Source organism: Bacillus cereus group sp. BfR-BA-01524 (genome assembly GCF_022662595.1).
GTDB lineage: Bacteria > Bacillota > Bacilli > Bacillales > Bacillaceae_G > Bacillus_A > Bacillus_A thuringiensis_S.
The window spans coordinates 1-17,466 of the sequence record NZ_JAKUDW010000106.1; the positions used below are offsets into that span (position 1 = coordinate 1).

Sequence of the window (17,466 nt, forward strand, 5' to 3'; positions counted from 1 at the left end):
ATTTTTGCCATTGTATCAGCAGGACTAAGTGTTGGTGGTGTATTTAAGAACAAGTGAACGTGGTCTTTGTCGCATTCCATTGCAACAATAGAAATATCCAATTCTCCGCATATTTCTTGAACCAACTCCTTGAAACGTTCTTCTACTTTTGTGTTAAGAAAAATCTTTCTTCTGTATCGCGGGCAAAACACAAAATGATAGTTAATTAATGACACGGTTGTTTTGGTTCTTCTATAATCATTCATCATGTTTGCATCGTATCAGTTAGATTATAAAACTGCAACACGAAAGATAAAAAAATAAAAGATACCAACATTTTGGATACTTAGAGTGCCACAAACCTTGCGGTTTTTAGTGCACTCCTTATCCAACCTCACTTTCATCCCATGCCTAAAGGCGAGGGGCTTTCTCGTTCGGGAAGGGCTGTAATTGCTCCTGCAGACATATCTCCAAACCTTTCAATGCTTGATAATATATTTTTACAGTTTCTAAATATTCTAAAGCTCCTACATATCCAATACCTTCGATTCCCCCTCTCTCAAAAACTAAATTTTCAAAAGGATAATTTATTTATATATCTCCTGAAAAATTTTCAAATAATTACGTAATGCCGATAAATATAATCGCTTTATTACAAAAATAAGTTAACTATTACTAAAATGGTTTACGTCTATATAGGAACCTACAAATTAAATTTGTATATTCATATTTTTATATGTTCAACTTTGAATCTCTCTTCACTTATTTTTATTAAATACGCATCTGGTGAAGTTAAGCTCCATGCTTTATCAAAGCCAAATTGCTTATCAAAATAATGTAATAAGAGTACAGCGGTAATTCTGTGTGTTACTAAAATATAATTATTTTTATTATTTTCATTTATTATGTCCCTTATCACTTGATGTGTTCGTTCCATAACTTGGTGAATCGATTCTCCGCCTTCGCCTTCAAATTTTGAATTTACACATTCAAAGCGTTTCTTTAATTCTTCCTTGAAATTTTCTTTAATACTTCCGACATTAATTTCATTCAATCTCCAATCCTTACAAACATTCAGATCCATATCTAAATGTTTAGCAAAAATTTCAGCTGTTTCCACAGCCCTTTGATATTCACTAGAAATTATTTTGCATTCTTTTATCTCTTCTGTTTGTAGAAGAGATACTACCATATTTTCCACTTGTTTTATTCCCTCTGATGTTAATGGACAATCTAAATCATTACCTTTCGCTTCACCATGACGAATAATAAATATCTTTTTTTCACGCATTATTCTTTCCTCCAATATATGTTGATTGAGCGTATCAACATATATACTCACCCTCTTTTATTTTTTATATTCATATGTAACTTAACAAAACCAATTTTTAATTTAAATTGTCTAATAGTAAACACTTATACTTTCCATCACTGTATTAATTTTTATCCTAATCTATTTTTTTGAGAAATATATAACTGATTATTCAAACAGGTATATTCGGTTATTTTCAGGAGATACTGGGGGCTGAATCTTAAATAAAAAGGAGTGTTTTATATGTGTCAAAATCACAAGGGAGTTAAATGTAGTTTTATTCCCCCATCTATCCTAGCCCATATGGCAAGAGCTGGCGTAGACGGATCACAAATGAGCATTAAAGAGAGTAAAGACAGTCGTACAAAAAGAAAACAAAAAACGATTCATGTAACAGAATTAGAAGCAGGTTTTACTGATAATACAACTGTAGCATTACAATCAACTGGCGCATCTAGACGTGAAATATATGATTGCCAAAATCAATGGGTACAACGAATAAAATTAGTTCGCTCTGAAGGAGAATCTGATACTCAAGATGACATAGTTAATAAAGTATATGAGTACTCTGGTATTGTACGCGATTATTTTAAAAACGTTTTAAATCGAGATTCCATTGATAATCGGGGCTTAGATTTAATTTTAAATGTACACTATGGTACTAACTTTCTAAACGCCTTTTGGGATGGGGATGAAATGACTTTTGGTGATGGGGATGGTAACATCTTTATTAATTTTGCTAATTCTAAAGATGTAATTGGTCATGAATTAGCACATGGAGTAACACAATACACTGCAAATCTAGAATATTCTTGTCAATCTGGTGCTTTAAATGAACATTTCTCTGATGTTTTTGGCACCGCTATTAAACAACATTCAAACGGTCAAACAGCTCACGACGCAGATTGGTTAATAGGAAATGATATTATGGGCCCTAGTTTATTTGGTGAGGCATTACGATCTATGAAAGCACCAGGAACAGCATTTGATAATCCATTAATGGGCACAGATCCACAACCAGATCATATGAAAAACTATTATGACGGATGTTCTGATAATAATGGGGTTCATATTAATAGTGGTATCTTTAATAGAGTTTTCTATTTGGTTTCTATGGAAATTGGTACTGATAAGGCTGCAAAGCTATGGTACCAGGCATTACAGAATCTGTGGCCAACTGCCAACTTTAAAGATGCTGTAAAAGTATTGGTCAGAGTCGCTCAAATACTTACGAAAAATGGAGATGTTCCTTTTGGTACAACACAAACAGTGCGTTCTGCATTTAGAGAAGTAGGTCTATAGAGAGTGCATTAAGAAAAATAGAAGATTATATTTTTGAACTCCCCCCACTTTCACTTCTAAGCGAAGTGAAAGTGGGGATTCCTTGCGGTTAGAAGCCTTATCACTTCATTTTTTAAATTGATACAAGCAAAACCTCTATACCAATAACATCGTGTTTTTTGATGATTTCAGTTGAGGCTTTGCCCAAGTAATAACTTCCAGTATTTTCCATATATTCATAGATTCTAGCTATCTTTACTTTTCAACTTTTGGCAAATCGAACATATTTACAATTAAGGAAGGGCATACATCCATCAAAAGATGAAAGGAACAACAATAGTTCACCTAGTGAATTATAACATAAAAACACTCCCATTAATAGATAATATTAACATTTATGGAATGATTGTGACAGAATTGTTAAACATCTTAATATTAAAAGGCTTTATATATATAAAAATAGAAAACGGATATTGTAGGGATAAAATATAAGGGGGATATATGATGTTTACAAAAAAACAAAAATTAGTAACAGCCGTAACAACCTTAACATTAGGATGTGGATTTACTTTCGGATTAACACCAGCTTTTGCAGATTCCAATAAGTCGTCAGTAAGCACTACACCAATTCATTCTCTTCAGAACCAAGAACAAGAACCTTTTACTGGATATGTTATTTCAGTAGATAATCATTACTTAGTAGTTGCTGCTACTTCTACAAAGGACGAAGCACTTGCTTATCAAGATGATTGGTGGGAGTTAGTTTCTCAGAATAAGATTTTAAGAGTTCCTATTTCAAGTGGTGAAGACTACACAATAGGTGATAAATTAAACGTATATGCAGTTGGTTGGACTGCATCATTACCACCAATTGCCGTAATGCCTACAATTGAAAAAGTAAATCAGTAGGTAAAGTATAGCATGATCAGGGCATCATTCTTAGAATGATGCCCTTTACTTTACCAACGTTTCCCCTTTTAATAACTTTGTCTATTGTTAGATAAGAAAATGGTTGCGGTAAGTAACTCCCACAACCTTTATTTAATAATTGATCTACTCCTTACAAAAGAATACCGAATATAATAATAGAAAAAATCCAATCCCAAATAAAATACCTCCCGATATTTGGAAAACATTCATATAATTATTTAACATAATATTATATGTCGATGTCTCTACATCACCGCCTAAACTTTGCACCCAAGAATGAGTAAGGTTATTTGCAAAGTCCAAGCTCTTCACAAGAAGTATAATGCCGATTAATACGATAAATGTTAAAACCACATTACGTATTTTTATATTTTTCAAACAATTACCCCCTTTCCTACCATATTATCAAACTATGAAAAAAGAATCCTTAATTTCAAGGATTCTTTTTCTTAACATTAAATTAACGATATGTCACAAAACATATTCCAACAGGTCTTAATGCTGTCCCGTTTCCAACTTTTTTATCACCAAACCATCCAGACTCCCATACATCAAAACGATAACCGGTATATTCTGCATAAGCTCTAATCTCAGCATATCTTCCATTTGTATCAATTGTATTACTTTGAGTTACAGAATACTCAGCTGATACATTAAATCCTACTCCTGCCGAAACCACACTTGCACTTACACCTACACTTGCATTCCATGAAGCAGCAATTTTTGAAGAAAAACTTAATGTTAAAGAACCTGAATTACCACTTACTTTTTTTAATACAGAACTTCCACAAGCTGAAGTAGCTGTTTTATTTTTAAGATAATATGAAGCTGGTGCTAAACTTTGCGAGTAATTATTTTGATTATTTTCGTTTGATAGAGACCTTACAAAAGTAAGTTCAGCTGGTATAAGATTAGATGGTTTTTCAAAATCATTCTCTTCTATATATTTTTTAACAATGTCTTGGTTTGTAATTTTAATAGTTTCAGTATTATTCTCCAACGATACAGTCCTCTCAAACTCTTCAACAGAAACACTGTCCAATAACTTATCACAACTATTAACATGAGTAGGTGCTAAAGGCTCTGAAGAGCTTTCTGCAAAACTTACTGAGGATGTCTGCAAAATAAAAATTAAACATACTAACAACGACACAAACTTAAAAAGAAAATCTCTTTTTTTCTTCACATAACCACCCCTTATGTAAAATTTTAACATAAATTAACCATACCTTTTATGGATATATTTGTAAACTTATTTAATTTTATAAAGTTTTAATAGAATTTTCCGTTAATTAATAATTTCATTCTTATTATTCATCTGCATAGTTTATCAATATTATAGTAGAATAGCATGCAAGAATCTCCCTAACAATATAAATCCCCCCTTCTCCAATTCCCCTGAAGCTGAGCAATTCGTACATCCTTACTGCTCTTTTGTTTTTATCGTCACCTTTTCAAAGCATCTTCATATGTTGTATATAGATATCTCCTTTCAAAATGCAATGATGCCTCTTTCAAGTCCTAATGTACGCCTTACAAAGAGCACTTTTGAAAAGTGCTCTTTGTACTTTCTAATACACTCACTCGATAATAAAGTAATTTTAATGTATGAATTGTAACGATTTGCACACACTATAATTGGAAGGCTTGAATCATTGTCATTGCAAAATGTTCAGCGCTTCCGCTCCTTAAGAGAACAGTCTACGCAACTGTTCTCTTTTCCTTTTTTTACAAAAATAACAAGGACAAGCATAGTTAACTATGCTGCGATCAATTGCATTGCAATATTTTCAACGTTCCCTCAACAATTTCTCAATATTTTTCATGGACAATAGCACACTTCCTCAACGTTATTAATATCTTAATATTAAATACTGAAGGAGGTGCTAGAAAATGACTTGGTTCATTATTTTAGGATTTATGCTTATTTTAAGTATAGGTGGCTTTCATACACATAGTATTCATATCATTTTCAAAATAGATTCAGATATAAAAGCTATGCCAAGTTGGTCTTTCGTTAATAAAATAAACTTTCGAACATTTAAAGAATTGTTAAAAAACCCAAACAGGAATAAACTCAAAAGCCTTACCATAGGAGAGCTGTTTATCCCTTTAAATCTATTCAATAAATTATTTGGCAAAACATTAATTTTTCTAATCCTATTCTTCTATTCTCAATTCTTAAACTAAATATAATATGAGATGAGTAAAAGAATAGCAGTCGCCGACCATAACAAACAACAGACCGCCTATTACAGACGGTCTGTTTTAAAACAAATTGACTATATCAACAAAATAAGGACGCCTTAATTATTCAGAATATTCTTATTATTCATGAAAAAAATCGTAGTTAATTATAAACTATCTATTTCCTGTTATTATCAGATTAAGCCTTTACAGAGAAAAGGGGGATATTATGACTGTTCAAGAAAAAAGTAATAAGCAATTGATGGAATTATTAAATGAATGGTATGAAAAAATTCGTTTATATCATGTAAAAGAAGCAAAACAAACATATCTACAAGTAAAGGAAAGCTTAAAAGTAATAGAAACTGATCCATATTTATCATTTTATTACTCACTACTAGATTTTAGATATAAAGTCTTGGTAGATGGAGTGAGTATTACAAAAGATTCCTTTAAGAATATAGAAAAATTCCCTAATATCGAAGAGGATTTTTTATTTTTAGCTTATTATTATCATTTCTTTAAGGCAATCCACTTTACAATTATAGCAAATTATACTGAAGCGAAAACACATTATGAAAAGGCGGAAAGGCTTTTAATTGATATACCTGATGAAATAGAACAGGCCGAGTTTGAGTATAGATTTTCAACTTACTGTTATCAATCTTATCAACCATTTGAAGCGATTCAACATGTAGTAAAAGCCAAAAAAATATATTTGAACCATGTAGGATATGAAATTAATACTGCTTTATGCGACAATGTATATGGTTTAGCCTGTATAGATCTAAGAGAATTTGAAAAAGCGGAAGAATGTCTCAATACGGTTATTGATGTTTTTAATAAGCATAATGAGGAACATTTATTATTAAGAGCACGTTACAATTTAGGCTGGTTATATAATATTCAAGATTTATATCCATTGGCGATCCGACAGAGTTCTGAAATTATAAATAAAATACCGAATCATTTTAAAGCATTATTTGTCTTAGCAAGAGCATATTATAAATTAGAAGGCATTGAAACAGCTAAATCATATATCGAGCATGGAATAAACTATACGAATGAAGCAGGAAATGAGGAATATAAGCACCGTTTCGCAGTTTTAAATGAACTACTCACAGAATTACCTAGAATTAAACTAGAAAAAGTAGTGACTGATGCAATTTCTTATTTTGAAAAAGAAGAAATGTGGGATTGTGTAAAAGAATATGCAGAGATTTTAGCAACTCAATTTTATGAGACAGATAACCATGTTAAGGCGAGCAAATATTTCTACATTAGCAGTAATGCTGGTAAGAAACATTTGAAAAAAGGAGCGTTAAAGTGATGAAAAAAATAAAAAAGATTGTACTAAGTATGGTAGTAATAAGTGCATTAGCATGTGGCATGAATAGTTTACTTTCACCTCAACAATCTTCTTCTAATGGTGGAGATACACCATCACCAACAATACCTAGTGTCTCTGCAGAAGTATCTATTGATTAACGTAATACATTTTTCTTGGATTTAAAATCAGAAAATTCAACTTTTTATAAAAAATGTAGAATACAATGGATAAAATATTGAACCCCTAGTCCGAAACAGATTTGTTTCGGACTATTCTTGTTACTATAATTGTACGTAGAATGGTCGACTAGAACTTCCACTTAGTCTTGTTCTGTAATTTCTTCTCTTTTTGAAGTAAGGCCTTTAACTTTTTTAAATAATTGATTTCCATACGTAAACATTCATTTTCATCTTTTAATGTCTCTATACTCCCTTCAATAGTTGCATTATTTAACTTTGATCTTGTCTTTTCCATAGCTGGCCCCCCTTTCTTCTTTTTATATAGGAATTCCACGCCTTTTAAAGCATATATTTCCCTTCACCTACGAACTATTGCAATAAATTCTTTAACACAAACAATTCATTTGTTTTTATTTTATTTCTCAGAATTTGAGATATATCTTTTGAAAAATCCCCTATATTGATAAATATGAAACATCTAATTTATTTGACATTTCAATGACTTATGACAGGAAAATATATACATTAAATTAAACCTAATGTATCTTTGGTTTGTAAGTCGTAGTTAGTTGGCCAACTTTCAATACAATTTAATAATTAAAAATGAATCAAGTATTAAGGAAAAGTAAGAAAAAAATGATGTATCTAGTCGGTTCACTTCTAATTTCTCTATCAATGTTTTCAACTACAAGTTTTGCAGCTACAGAAGGTGCTGTAAAAAGTGTTACAAATAGTAGTTATACTGGGATTGCAGCTGATATAAATCTACCAAAATCAGTTGTTGTTAAAGATGGATATGTGAATTGGCATTTAGGTATTGGAGCATCTAAAGTTGAGGGTGGTATTTCAAAAACACCAAGTGGATATAAAGTATTTCTTAATTCAGGATATAATGAATCAGGTCAAAACAGTAAGAATTGGAACACACAATATGATACATCAATTAAAGATGGTGATCGAGTAAACCTTAAATAATTAATAACGGGAATGGTACGGTTACTATGTATGTAAATGGAATTTCTAGTCCTGTATATGGCTCATTTTCTCAATATGAACCAGTAAAGATGGTTCAGGGCGTTGAAGATACTGGACGTAATTCTTTTAGCCAAGCTAGCTTTTCAAACGTACTTCTAAGAGCAGATACATCTGGATCTTCCTACAAAAGTTGAAACGGTTCAATTTCTTCCTCATTTTCTAAACACGGTACTTATGGTAACAGTTTCACAGTTTATTCTCAAGTACCATTAAGCGCAAGTTTACGCTAAGATTGTTCTTGTATACGGATGTTTTTGTGAAAAAAGGTAGCTGTACTTTTGTACAGCTACCTTTTTCATATGGATAATTTTTAATAGATATTCTATCAGCCATAAATTGCATTCTTCATATTTTAGCTTCTTTGAATTCAATAGTACTTGATCAGCATGTCTTATTACTCCACTTAACGTATCGAGTTTCAGCTTCTAGCAACTACAACACGCTCTATTTTTAATAATACTACTCTTCTTATTTTAACTTTAATTCCATCGCATTGATTTTTTAATAATAAATATACAACCTATTAATGATAATACATATACAATAAGAATAATATATAACTGTTTTGGTTCAATGCTATCGATATAAAGACTCATAATTGGATATGACCAAGGAAATAGTATCCAATAGTTTGTATGGGAGATAAAAAAACTACCCAGTCCGCCTATAACTCCTACTAATAATGAAAGTAAGGGGATTTTATAGAATATTATATTTATTAAAAAATGTAGATTCACTATAATTAGAGAGCTAATTACCATAAAAAGTACAGAAAGAATTAATTTTTGATAAACAGTCCCAAGACTATCAACTGTTAATACTATAGGTATACTAGTTATGACTAAAGCACATATTAAATAACAAAAAGTAATTATTAAACAAAACAGAAACTTATTACTTAATATAGTTTTTAAAGTAACTCCATGATAAATAGCAGACATATATCCTTTTCTTCTGAATTCATTTACAAAAGAAAAAGATACTAATAGACCTATGGCAATTGGTAAAAATAATCTACAAAAAAGGCTTAGAATCGCTATATGCATGAAAACGCCATCTTTTGATTGAGATGATACAGTTAGAAAGATTTGAAAACTAATTGGTATTAACATAAACAATAGTAACAGGATATACAATCCATTATGAAGACTTTTTTTATATTCACCTAATATACCCACTTATTTCACCCTTTATTATTCATAAGTATAATATTTAAAACTCACAGTTAATAACATAATTCCTAAAATATAGATTGAAGAACTTGCAAGATATAGTAAAATAGTTGTTTCTTTCATCATTACGTCACTTACTATATTCAATGCATAAAATATTGGAAATGTCTTTGTGAATACTGCAGGGAATAATCCATATGTTACGCTAAAGAAAATCCAAATAACTGACAAAGACGCCGCAAGAATTCCCTTTTTTATAATTAAATGAAAAAGTAATTGAGAATATGGTATTGCTAAAGATAGAATTGTACAAAGTAACAACATTTTCAAAAAATAAAGTATAGATATTTCATATCCATTTATAAAAATATACATACCCATAACTGAAAAATTTAAAATATTAAAGATTAAATAGAACAGTATAAACAATAAATTTTTAGCTACCAATAATTTAAACTTTGAAATTGGCTTTGTATAAATAATGGCCCAAGTGCCATATTTATTTTCAGAAGAAATGATAAAATACCACATACAAGCAGAAAAAATGCTTAACGTTAGTGTATTAAAGTTTACTGTAATTGCTATAAGGTTTGTAGATTGAAACATGTCAGGGTTATTCTTGTTAAAAATAAAATAACTTATACACAAAAAGCTTGATAATAATGAAAAAAACAAAGAAAATAATAATAATTTTCTCCCACCGATTTTCCTCATCTCACTATTCACACTTTTAAAGATAAATTGCATTATTATAGTAACTCCTTTTGTTTAGTTAAAGATAAAAATACTTCCTCTAATGTTAGCTTTTTAGGGCTAACTTCAAAAATATCTATATCATTTTTAATTAATATTCTGGTTAAATTAGGAACACTATTTTGATCTATTATAAGTTTGAATATCTCTTCTTTTTCTATGCTATAAGGTATACCCTCTGTATTCAAAATCCTTTCTGTGGCAGTAGTGTCATTAACATGAACAATATATTCTCTAGAAGTAATAATACTGTTTAAATTCCCTTCATAGAGTAAGTTACCATTATGTAGTAATGCTATGTGATCTGCTATCATTTCAATTTCAGCTAAATTATGACTAGAAATAAATATTGTCTTACCCTCATTTTTTACTAAATGAAGTAATAACCGCCTTATCTCGTGTACTCCCTCTGGGTCTAATCCATTTGTCGGCTCATCAAGAATTAGTATTTTAGGATCATTAAGAATAGCAAAGGAAATACCTAGCCTTTGTTTCATTCCTAAAGAAAAATCTTTCACTTTTTTATCTTTTGCTTTATATATTCCTGTAGTTTTTAATACTCTATCTATTTCATCTAAAGGTTTATTAATCATTTTTTGTACATAGGCTAAATTTTCATATGCTGTTAAATTAGGATAATAGGTAGGTGAATCAATAAAACACCCCACATTTTCAAATAATTCTTCTTTCCATTCTTTGATATCTTTATCATTAAATAATATCGTTCCTTTATCTAATGGAATTAATCCTAATAACATTCGCATTGTTGTTGTTTTCCCTGCACCATTTGGTCCAATAAAAGCATATAAACTTCCTTCAGGAACAGATAAGTTTAAATCCCTTACAATGGATTGATTGTCAAAAGACTTTGTTAAATTTTTTGTTTGAATTGCTAATTTCATTTTGTTCCTCACTTTCTCATTTCGAAATAAAAGTAAGTATCTATTAAATTATGGATTTATTAGAAATTCTATTCATCCTTTACCTGATGTTTGCAATTGGGGTTTAGAAAATATTTCTCGTTGTTTTAATTTTTTATCAGTAAGTTCATAGACTTTATCTACACGCTCTAAAATATTTTCATCATGAGTAATAATAATCTTGGTGGATGGCATGGCAAATATATTTTCAATAACAGTATTTGCCGTTTCCCTATCTAAATGGTTAGTTGGTTCATCTAAGATAAGAATCGGATATTCTTTCATAAACAGACGTAACATAGCTAATCTTTGTCTTTGACCACCGGAGAAATTTGTTCCTCCCTCAGAGATAAAAATATCATTTATACTTTGAAATTGAATATAATTACTTAGATTTAATTTCAGTATAGCATTCTGGATTTTTGAAGGATCATAATTTATATCAAAGTAAGATAAATTCTCAGATAAACTACCTCTAAATAAAACTCCATCCTGAGTCATTAGTCCTACCTTTTTTCTTAGTTCCTCACTGTTCCAATCTTTAATATCTCTATTGTCTATTAATATATTCCCCTTATCGGGAGTATGCAATTTTAATAATAAATTAGCCAAAGTAGACTTCCCACTGCCACTTTCTCCAACAATAGCAATACTTTCGTTATTTTTAATGTTCAAACTTAAGTTTTCTATTATTTTTTTGTCATCAAAACTAAACGAAATATTATTAAATTGAATTGAGCCTCTAAGAATGTTTACTTTAGTATCCGATCTATCTATCTCCAACTCCTCTTCCAAGATGTCTAAAGTTCTTAATAAAATTGGTTTAACTGAATTCCAATTTAAAATTGATCCTATAATTGTTGAAACCGGAGAAAATATAATGCTAGATATGGCAATAAAGAAAAAAATATTACTTAAATCCCCTTCTCCTTTACTAAAATTATAAAATCCTACAGCAAGCATTATGATAATAAATATTGTTGATAGGGAACTATTAAATGATTCTAAAGCATTTTGTTTTAGCACTCGTTTATGCACCGTATCTAAGTATTTATTATAATCTTTTTTCCATACAGATTTAATTTTAGAAAAAATCCCTGTGGCCTTTACATAATACATTGCTTTTAATGATTCATTAATTTTACCTCTATGTTCCCCTAGGTAATACGTTTCGACTAAATTAGCATTATATATAAATTTTCCTAAGGAAATATTGATAAATAGGGAACTAGCAATAAAAAACATCAATATTAAAGTATAAAAAGTCTCAGTATATAATAGATACATCAATAATGGAATGATAACTACTATTGATATAATCATTTCAATTAGATCTTCTAAAATATATCCTCGTATTGACTCTAGACTCATAATTCTTACATTTAAATCTCCTGCATGACGTGAAGTAATCTTTTCTATGGGGATATTAAACATATGCTCAAAAACTTTTGTTGTACTTTTTCTATCAATCTCTTTTTGAAATCTTACTTTTATAATTGAAGTTATAGATTTTATCCCTATTACAACTATTAAACTCCCCAATATAATTAATAGGTATCTTACATCCACTTCCTTTGAAGCATTCAAAATATCCATAAACTTTTTCAAAATAAACGGAAAAGTAAAAATTGAGATTTGTGCTAATAATGTTAGTAGTGCTAGTAAGATCATCTGACTAGGGGATACAAAATGATCAATATATCTAAGTAGTATATGTTTTTCACGCCTTTTAATATCTGGCTGTATATCTTCTTTGTTTTCTATTACTAAGATATAGTTACAGAACATCTCTTCAAAACTTCTTATATCAATTACCATGGGTCCTGCCTTAGGATCTACAATATAAAACTTATTTTCTTTAACCCTTTCAATAATTACAAAATGATTAAAGCCCCAAAATGCTATCATCGGCTTTTGTATCCTTTTTAAATCAGCTGTATTTTCTATTCTATATGCAGTTGCAGAGAGTCCATACGATTCACTAACTTTTTTAATATCCAACAAACTCCATGACGATTTTTTATTGATAATTTTACTATTTCTAATTTCCGAAGCTTGTACTGCTAAACCATAATAATGCATAATCATCGCTAGACAACTAGGCCCACAATCAAAAGACGTCATTTGCGGTATAAACTTAATTTTCTTTCTTAACATATTTATCACCTATTCTAGGCATTAAAGTATAAAATGCTATTTAGTTTATTATTCTCTAACCTTTGCAGAAAATACAAAATACTTCCTAAACCTGTAAATAATGCGATTTTATGAGGATTAAAATCTTCTATATCAAAATTATTCAAAAAGTTATTTGTTACTTTCATAACAATTTGTTTTTCATTTTGCTCTAACATACCTCTATTTTCTAACTCCAATAAAAAGTCTAGTTTCCCCATTAAACCATGACATAAACAATAATCACTGTTTACATGTAACGTACTTAAGATTTGATTTTTAAAAAAGATTAAATCTGATTGTATATCTTCATTTTGATATGATTCTAAAATTTTAATTCTTGATATTCCCATTCCACTAAACCCTTTACACCAGCTGTCTGTATACTCATATTCACTCATACTCATTTTCTCACTTTTATGTATACCATGTATTACTCTATCGTACTTATTGGTTTTTAATATGTCTTTTAACTTATAAAGTGCGAGAAGTTGACCTGATAATCCATGAACAAATCCCTTTAAAGAATCTTCTAAATTTAGAGTATCGTGAGCTTTCCAATATAAAAATTCATCATTTGTTTGCATATTATTGACAATGTAATCGCCGAGATTTTCAGCAACTTTAAGCAATATTTTATACTTAGGATTAACTTGATAGAACTTAACTGCAGTTAAAACTAAACCAGCTGAACCCCCTAATATATCAAAATGTTTATCGTTATATCGACCTTTTTCAATATCAGAGTTGATATCCATAAATATTTGCAATACTACCTTTTCATCAATATAGGTTTTATATGGGGAATTTGTTAAATAATAAGAAATGATAGCATTAACACCATTTACAAAACCATAATTATTTTTATTCCTGTTTAGTATTTCTTGCAAAGCTTTTTGTTCGAGTTTATTTATAATTTCAATGTGATTAGGGTCAGCGTTATTTCTCAATAATGTACTTATTCCCAATACCCCATCATATATTCCATTATTCAAATGGTTTATCTCGAGCTCCCCTTGCCAATTTGTTTTTAATCCAATAAAATCTACATCACCGTCTTTTGATATATAACAACCATCAAGAATTTTCTCTGTAATTGCTTCCCTTATTTTATTTGTAGGTAAATTAGTCTGAAAATTTATTGTTTCCTTTACTGTATTCAGCTTATATAGATTATCATTTTGATTAGAAAGGGATATTTCTATAATTTTTCTTTGTAATAAAAAGTCAGCATATGAAATTTTTTTGAATTTCATTTCTAAATCTATTTCATTACTTGATAAACTTTCGTTAGACCCCCATTCATACTTATTAAAGAAATATGGAACATCATAAGATAATAGTGCCTCTATCTCTTTTTGAATAATATCTTTCCTAGTAGCCAAGTAGATATTTTTCTCAAGTATATTTTTTAAATACTTTATAGTCTTTGATTTATTCTCTAATAGATCTGGAACATTTAATCTATCTAATAAAAGAGAATAAACTTTTGTATTTCGATATACTTTTCGATAATTCCATTTAGAAACACTATTTTTCAATATATACACATATTCCTTCTTATTTTTTAAGACTGTATTATATGCATCCTCAAAACCTTTAATAATATCTTTTATATAATTATCATACTCGTATATATCACCGTTAAAAAACGGTAAATTCTGAACTGTATCTTCTACTATTGTCTCTTCTTTTATTTCAATCGGGTTCGATGTAAATTCATTTTTTATTTTAATTGTTTTTACCAAATTCTGCATTACTCTCCCAATGGCACTGTAATCTCTTATTACCTCTCTACCTCCACTAAACTTTATAGGTAGCATTCTAGAATTTAATACTGAATTAGATAATATAAAACTACTTGTTTCTTCAGTGATACTTGGATTTAATGTACTTCCTAATGTCTCAAAATCAATTATGACTGGTGAGGATTGTTTAGCTATGATGTTTTCATTATGTATGTCACTTCCATTAATCAAATACATTACAGAAAGCACTACACCTAAATTATAATAATAATCTTTAATTTGCTCAGTAGATTCACATGATTCATGATTAATATATTCCATATATCCATAATTTCTCTTATTAACTACTTGCGGAATAAAGATATTAGTATTTAAATCCTTATTCAGTTGATTAATTAAACTATGATATAAGGTAGAATTTTTCAAATCAACTGGTTTTAAGATTACCTTATTATTAAATTTATCTTCTAAAAGTATTGTTCTCTTTCCATTATTATGATAGTCACCTAGGTTAGTAACTTTTTCCACATGCATAACATTAAAAGTTGACATTTTATGAATTTCTTTTTGATCTTTTTCAAGAGTTCCTTGTAACCAAATCATATAATTTATTTCATTTTCAATTATTTTAAAAATTTTTTCATTTAATAAAGGTAATATTTTAAAAAAATTTATATAGAACCTTTTAAAATGAAAGAAGTTCTTTGTAAAATACTTATATTCTTCACCGCTATCCATTCCTATCAAAACGTTTTCTACTCTAAGTTTATTTATGTATACAATTAAGGATGGCCTTAATACTTGGTATAGCCTTCTTTCTAAATCAAACATTATCGATTCAGAAATCCTCTCAACATTACCAAAAAAATCAATTTTATTTTTAATCATATTTTTAGAGAATACTACATATGCTTGTATTATTTTTTGAAAATTATAGTTTTCGTCATTCTTAATGATATCATTAAATGAAAAACCCTCTAAAAAGATACCAAAATTTTTTTCTAGGTCTTCTTTTGTTACTAAAGAAGACCCATTATCTATTGTATTCAAAATTCCATGTGAATTATTTTTCATAATAACCTCTTCTTTTTATAGGTAGGAGAAACAGTTAGAAATTCATTATTATTAAAGAGAGTAAGGCGAAAGGCCTTACTCTCTTTAACTATTAGCGGCATTTTTTACAAATTCTTTGTCCCATAATTGTGACGCATGCTACAGGCATATTCCAAGGACAATCTTTAGTTAAAGTTTCAACCCAACCAGGTCCAATACCACCAACTAATTGTTCAAGCTCTTCATCTTCTACGACTTGTAAATATTTTTCATTATCCATTTTAATACCTACCTTCATTTTTTGAAAATGATGTTATAAATTCAATAATTTACCACAACATTGTCTATAAACAATATACCATTAAATGTTAATGAAAAAAAGATATATTTTACAAAAAATAAAATAATAGGATATTTAACTATATCAATATAATAAAAATAAACTTACTTATTATATATTTAAATTATTCTTCTAATATCTGAATAACGATTAAGAATTGTAATTAAGCTTGTGAAAAAGATTAGATTTATAGAAGATATACCTTAAGGAGATTTTACCATAAAAAGGGATAAAAAACTCTTTTTTTTTAATTGTATAATGCTTCACCAGAAAATTTTAATCATGAAATAACTTTAATATATTTAAATTCTTTTACAGAATTACGCTGCCTTAAAGCCTCTGTAAGGATCTAGTATCAATATTGAATTGCAAAAAGCTTGTTAAAAATAAAAAGATGGAATTGCAAATATATTCACTCCACAATTCCACCTCTTCTAAAAATTGTATATCATCAAGTCTCTTGATCCTCGCTATTCTACCAAATTAATAGCAACACATTATTTAGTTATAAGTTCAAACTATTCTACATTTAAACACACGGAAATAACCTCTATGCTTTGTTATTTCCGTGTGAAACTAATTCACTATATATCTCTTTCTCTATATTCTTTAACAGAATTTCCAATCTATTCTTTGTAGCTTGATTAAAATGTGGATTTAGTTCCTTTATTATAAATTCAAGTATCTCAAAGCTTATGTAATCGCCTAATTCAAGTGAATATTGATCAGCCAAAAAAATTTTTAATTTTTTAGAAATCTCCACTTTGTCTTTTTTTGTAATATTTACCCCCATTCGATAACAAACCTCTCTTAGATTAGTCTTAAATACTAATTCAAACAGTTTTTTAACATAATAAAAATATTTTGGAATTAATATAAATCATATAATGAAATTTTTACAAATAAATAAAAAATATACATTATAATCACTAAACAACATATTATGCATCATAAACATATATTGGCTCGTCATAAAGGCGTAAACATTTTGACCAATTTCCACATAACGTTTCCCATTCACCAGCAGGATATACTTCCGTACGCAATATATGAAGTGGTATACGTAAATTCA

Annotated in this window: 17 protein-coding genes and 1 pseudogene; 6 read left to right on the forward strand and 12 right to left on the reverse strand. The window is 29.0% G+C overall.

Translation table 11 applies throughout. From position 1 onward, the window contains the following. Window positions 1-248, reverse strand: a 248-nt coding sequence (gene tnpA / locus MR170_RS25560; protein ID WP_141532387.1) for an IS200/IS605 family transposase, incomplete at its 3' end; no start/stop codon positions are given. 455 nt (window positions 249-703) lie between these two features. Then, window positions 704-1,270 (reverse strand): histidine phosphatase family protein, encoded by a 567-nt coding sequence (locus tag MR170_RS25565; RefSeq protein WP_001208319.1) that lies wholly within the window; start codon window positions 1,268-1,270, stop codon window positions 704-706. Between the two features lie 264 nt (window positions 1,271-1,534). Here MR170_RS25565 and MR170_RS25570 point away from each other — a divergent pair, with 264 nt between their 5' ends. Next, window positions 1,535-2,593, forward strand: coding sequence for a M4 family metallopeptidase (locus MR170_RS25570; protein WP_064532303.1), 1,059 nt, complete (start codon window positions 1,535-1,537; stop codon window positions 2,591-2,593). Window positions 2,594-3,076: 483 nt separating this feature from the next. Further along, window positions 3,077-3,481, forward strand: a complete 405-nt coding sequence (locus MR170_RS25575; RefSeq protein ID WP_242309880.1) for a DUF3221 domain-containing protein — start codon at window positions 3,077-3,079, stop codon at window positions 3,479-3,481. A 144-nt stretch (window positions 3,482-3,625) separates the two neighbouring features. Here MR170_RS25575 and MR170_RS25580 read toward each other — a convergent pair whose 3' ends face one another. Next, window positions 3,626-3,880, reverse strand: coding sequence for a hypothetical protein (locus MR170_RS25580; RefSeq protein WP_063549887.1), 255 nt, complete (start codon window positions 3,878-3,880; stop codon window positions 3,626-3,628). An 82-nt stretch (window positions 3,881-3,962) separates the two neighbouring features. Then, a complete protein-coding gene (locus MR170_RS25585; RefSeq protein ID WP_242309882.1) occupies window positions 3,963-4,688 on the reverse strand; it encodes a hypothetical protein in 726 nt (241 codons plus the stop codon). Window positions 4,689-5,395: 707 nt separating this feature from the next. On the opposite strand from MR170_RS25585, the gene MR170_RS25590 reads away from it, so the two are divergent. The 3 genes from MR170_RS25590 to MR170_RS25600 all read left to right on the forward strand — a co-directional run bounded on the left by MR170_RS25590 (window position 5,396) and on the right by MR170_RS25600 (window position 7,177). Further along, entirely contained in the window at window positions 5,396-5,692 is a 297-nt protein-coding gene (locus MR170_RS25590; protein ID WP_242309884.1) for a hypothetical protein, read from the forward strand. Between the two features lie 226 nt (window positions 5,693-5,918). After that, window positions 5,919-7,019: a response regulator aspartate phosphatase gene (locus MR170_RS25595; protein WP_016083008.1), complete on the forward strand. Its 1,101-nt coding sequence runs from the start codon at window positions 5,919-5,921 to the stop codon at window positions 7,017-7,019. Further along, window positions 7,019-7,177 (forward strand): Phr family secreted Rap phosphatase inhibitor, encoded by a 159-nt coding sequence (locus tag MR170_RS25600; RefSeq protein ID WP_000721350.1) that lies wholly within the window; start codon window positions 7,019-7,021, stop codon window positions 7,175-7,177. The genes MR170_RS25595 and MR170_RS25600 overlap by 1 nt, the downstream gene beginning before the upstream one ends. A gap of 148 nt (window positions 7,178-7,325) precedes the next feature. On the opposite strand, the gene MR170_RS25605 is transcribed toward MR170_RS25600, so the two are convergent. After that, the gene (locus MR170_RS25605) at window positions 7,326-7,493 is read right to left on the reverse strand and encodes a hypothetical protein (RefSeq protein WP_242309886.1); all 168 of its coding nucleotides are present in this window, start codon (window positions 7,491-7,493) and stop codon (window positions 7,326-7,328) included. Between the two features lie 308 nt (window positions 7,494-7,801). Between MR170_RS25605 and MR170_RS25610 the strand changes: the two are divergent. Next, window positions 7,802-8,463 (forward strand): annotated as a pseudogene (locus MR170_RS25610) (hypothetical protein). 249 nt (window positions 8,464-8,712) lie between these two features. Here MR170_RS25610 and MR170_RS25615 read toward each other — a convergent pair. From MR170_RS25615 to MR170_RS25645, 7 genes are all read right to left on the reverse strand, one after another. Beyond that, window positions 8,713-9,411 carry an ABC transporter permease gene (locus MR170_RS25615; RefSeq protein WP_242309890.1) on the reverse strand — a complete coding sequence of 233 codons (699 nt, stop codon included), beginning with the start codon at window positions 9,409-9,411 and terminating at the stop codon, window positions 8,713-8,715. Window positions 9,412-9,426: 15 nt separating this feature from the next. Beyond that, entirely contained in the window at window positions 9,427-10,152 is a 726-nt protein-coding gene (locus tag MR170_RS25620) for an ABC transporter permease (protein ID WP_001159643.1), read from the reverse strand. A gap of 2 nt (window positions 10,153-10,154) precedes the next feature. Then, window positions 10,155-11,060 (reverse strand): ABC transporter ATP-binding protein, encoded by a 906-nt coding sequence (locus tag MR170_RS25625; RefSeq protein WP_000761418.1) that lies wholly within the window; start codon window positions 11,058-11,060, stop codon window positions 10,155-10,157. A gap of 72 nt (window positions 11,061-11,132) precedes the next feature. Further along, entirely contained in the window at window positions 11,133-13,235 is a 2,103-nt protein-coding gene (locus MR170_RS25630) for a peptidase domain-containing ABC transporter (protein ID WP_242309893.1), read from the reverse strand. Between the two features lie 14 nt (window positions 13,236-13,249). Next, window positions 13,250-16,075, reverse strand: a complete 2,826-nt coding sequence (lanM, locus tag MR170_RS25635) for a type 2 lanthipeptide synthetase LanM (RefSeq protein WP_242309896.1) — start codon at window positions 16,073-16,075, stop codon at window positions 13,250-13,252. A 91-nt stretch (window positions 16,076-16,166) separates the two neighbouring features. After that, window positions 16,167-16,334: a type A2 lanthipeptide gene (locus tag MR170_RS25640; protein WP_000368259.1), complete on the reverse strand. Its 168-nt coding sequence runs from the start codon at window positions 16,332-16,334 to the stop codon at window positions 16,167-16,169. Between the two features lie 610 nt (window positions 16,335-16,944). Continuing rightward, on the reverse strand, window positions 16,945-17,187 hold the full coding sequence (locus MR170_RS25645; protein ID WP_098640811.1) for a DUF2164 family protein: 243 nt from the start codon (window positions 17,185-17,187) through the stop codon (window positions 16,945-16,947). Between the last annotated feature and the right edge of the window lie 279 nt (window positions 17,188-17,466).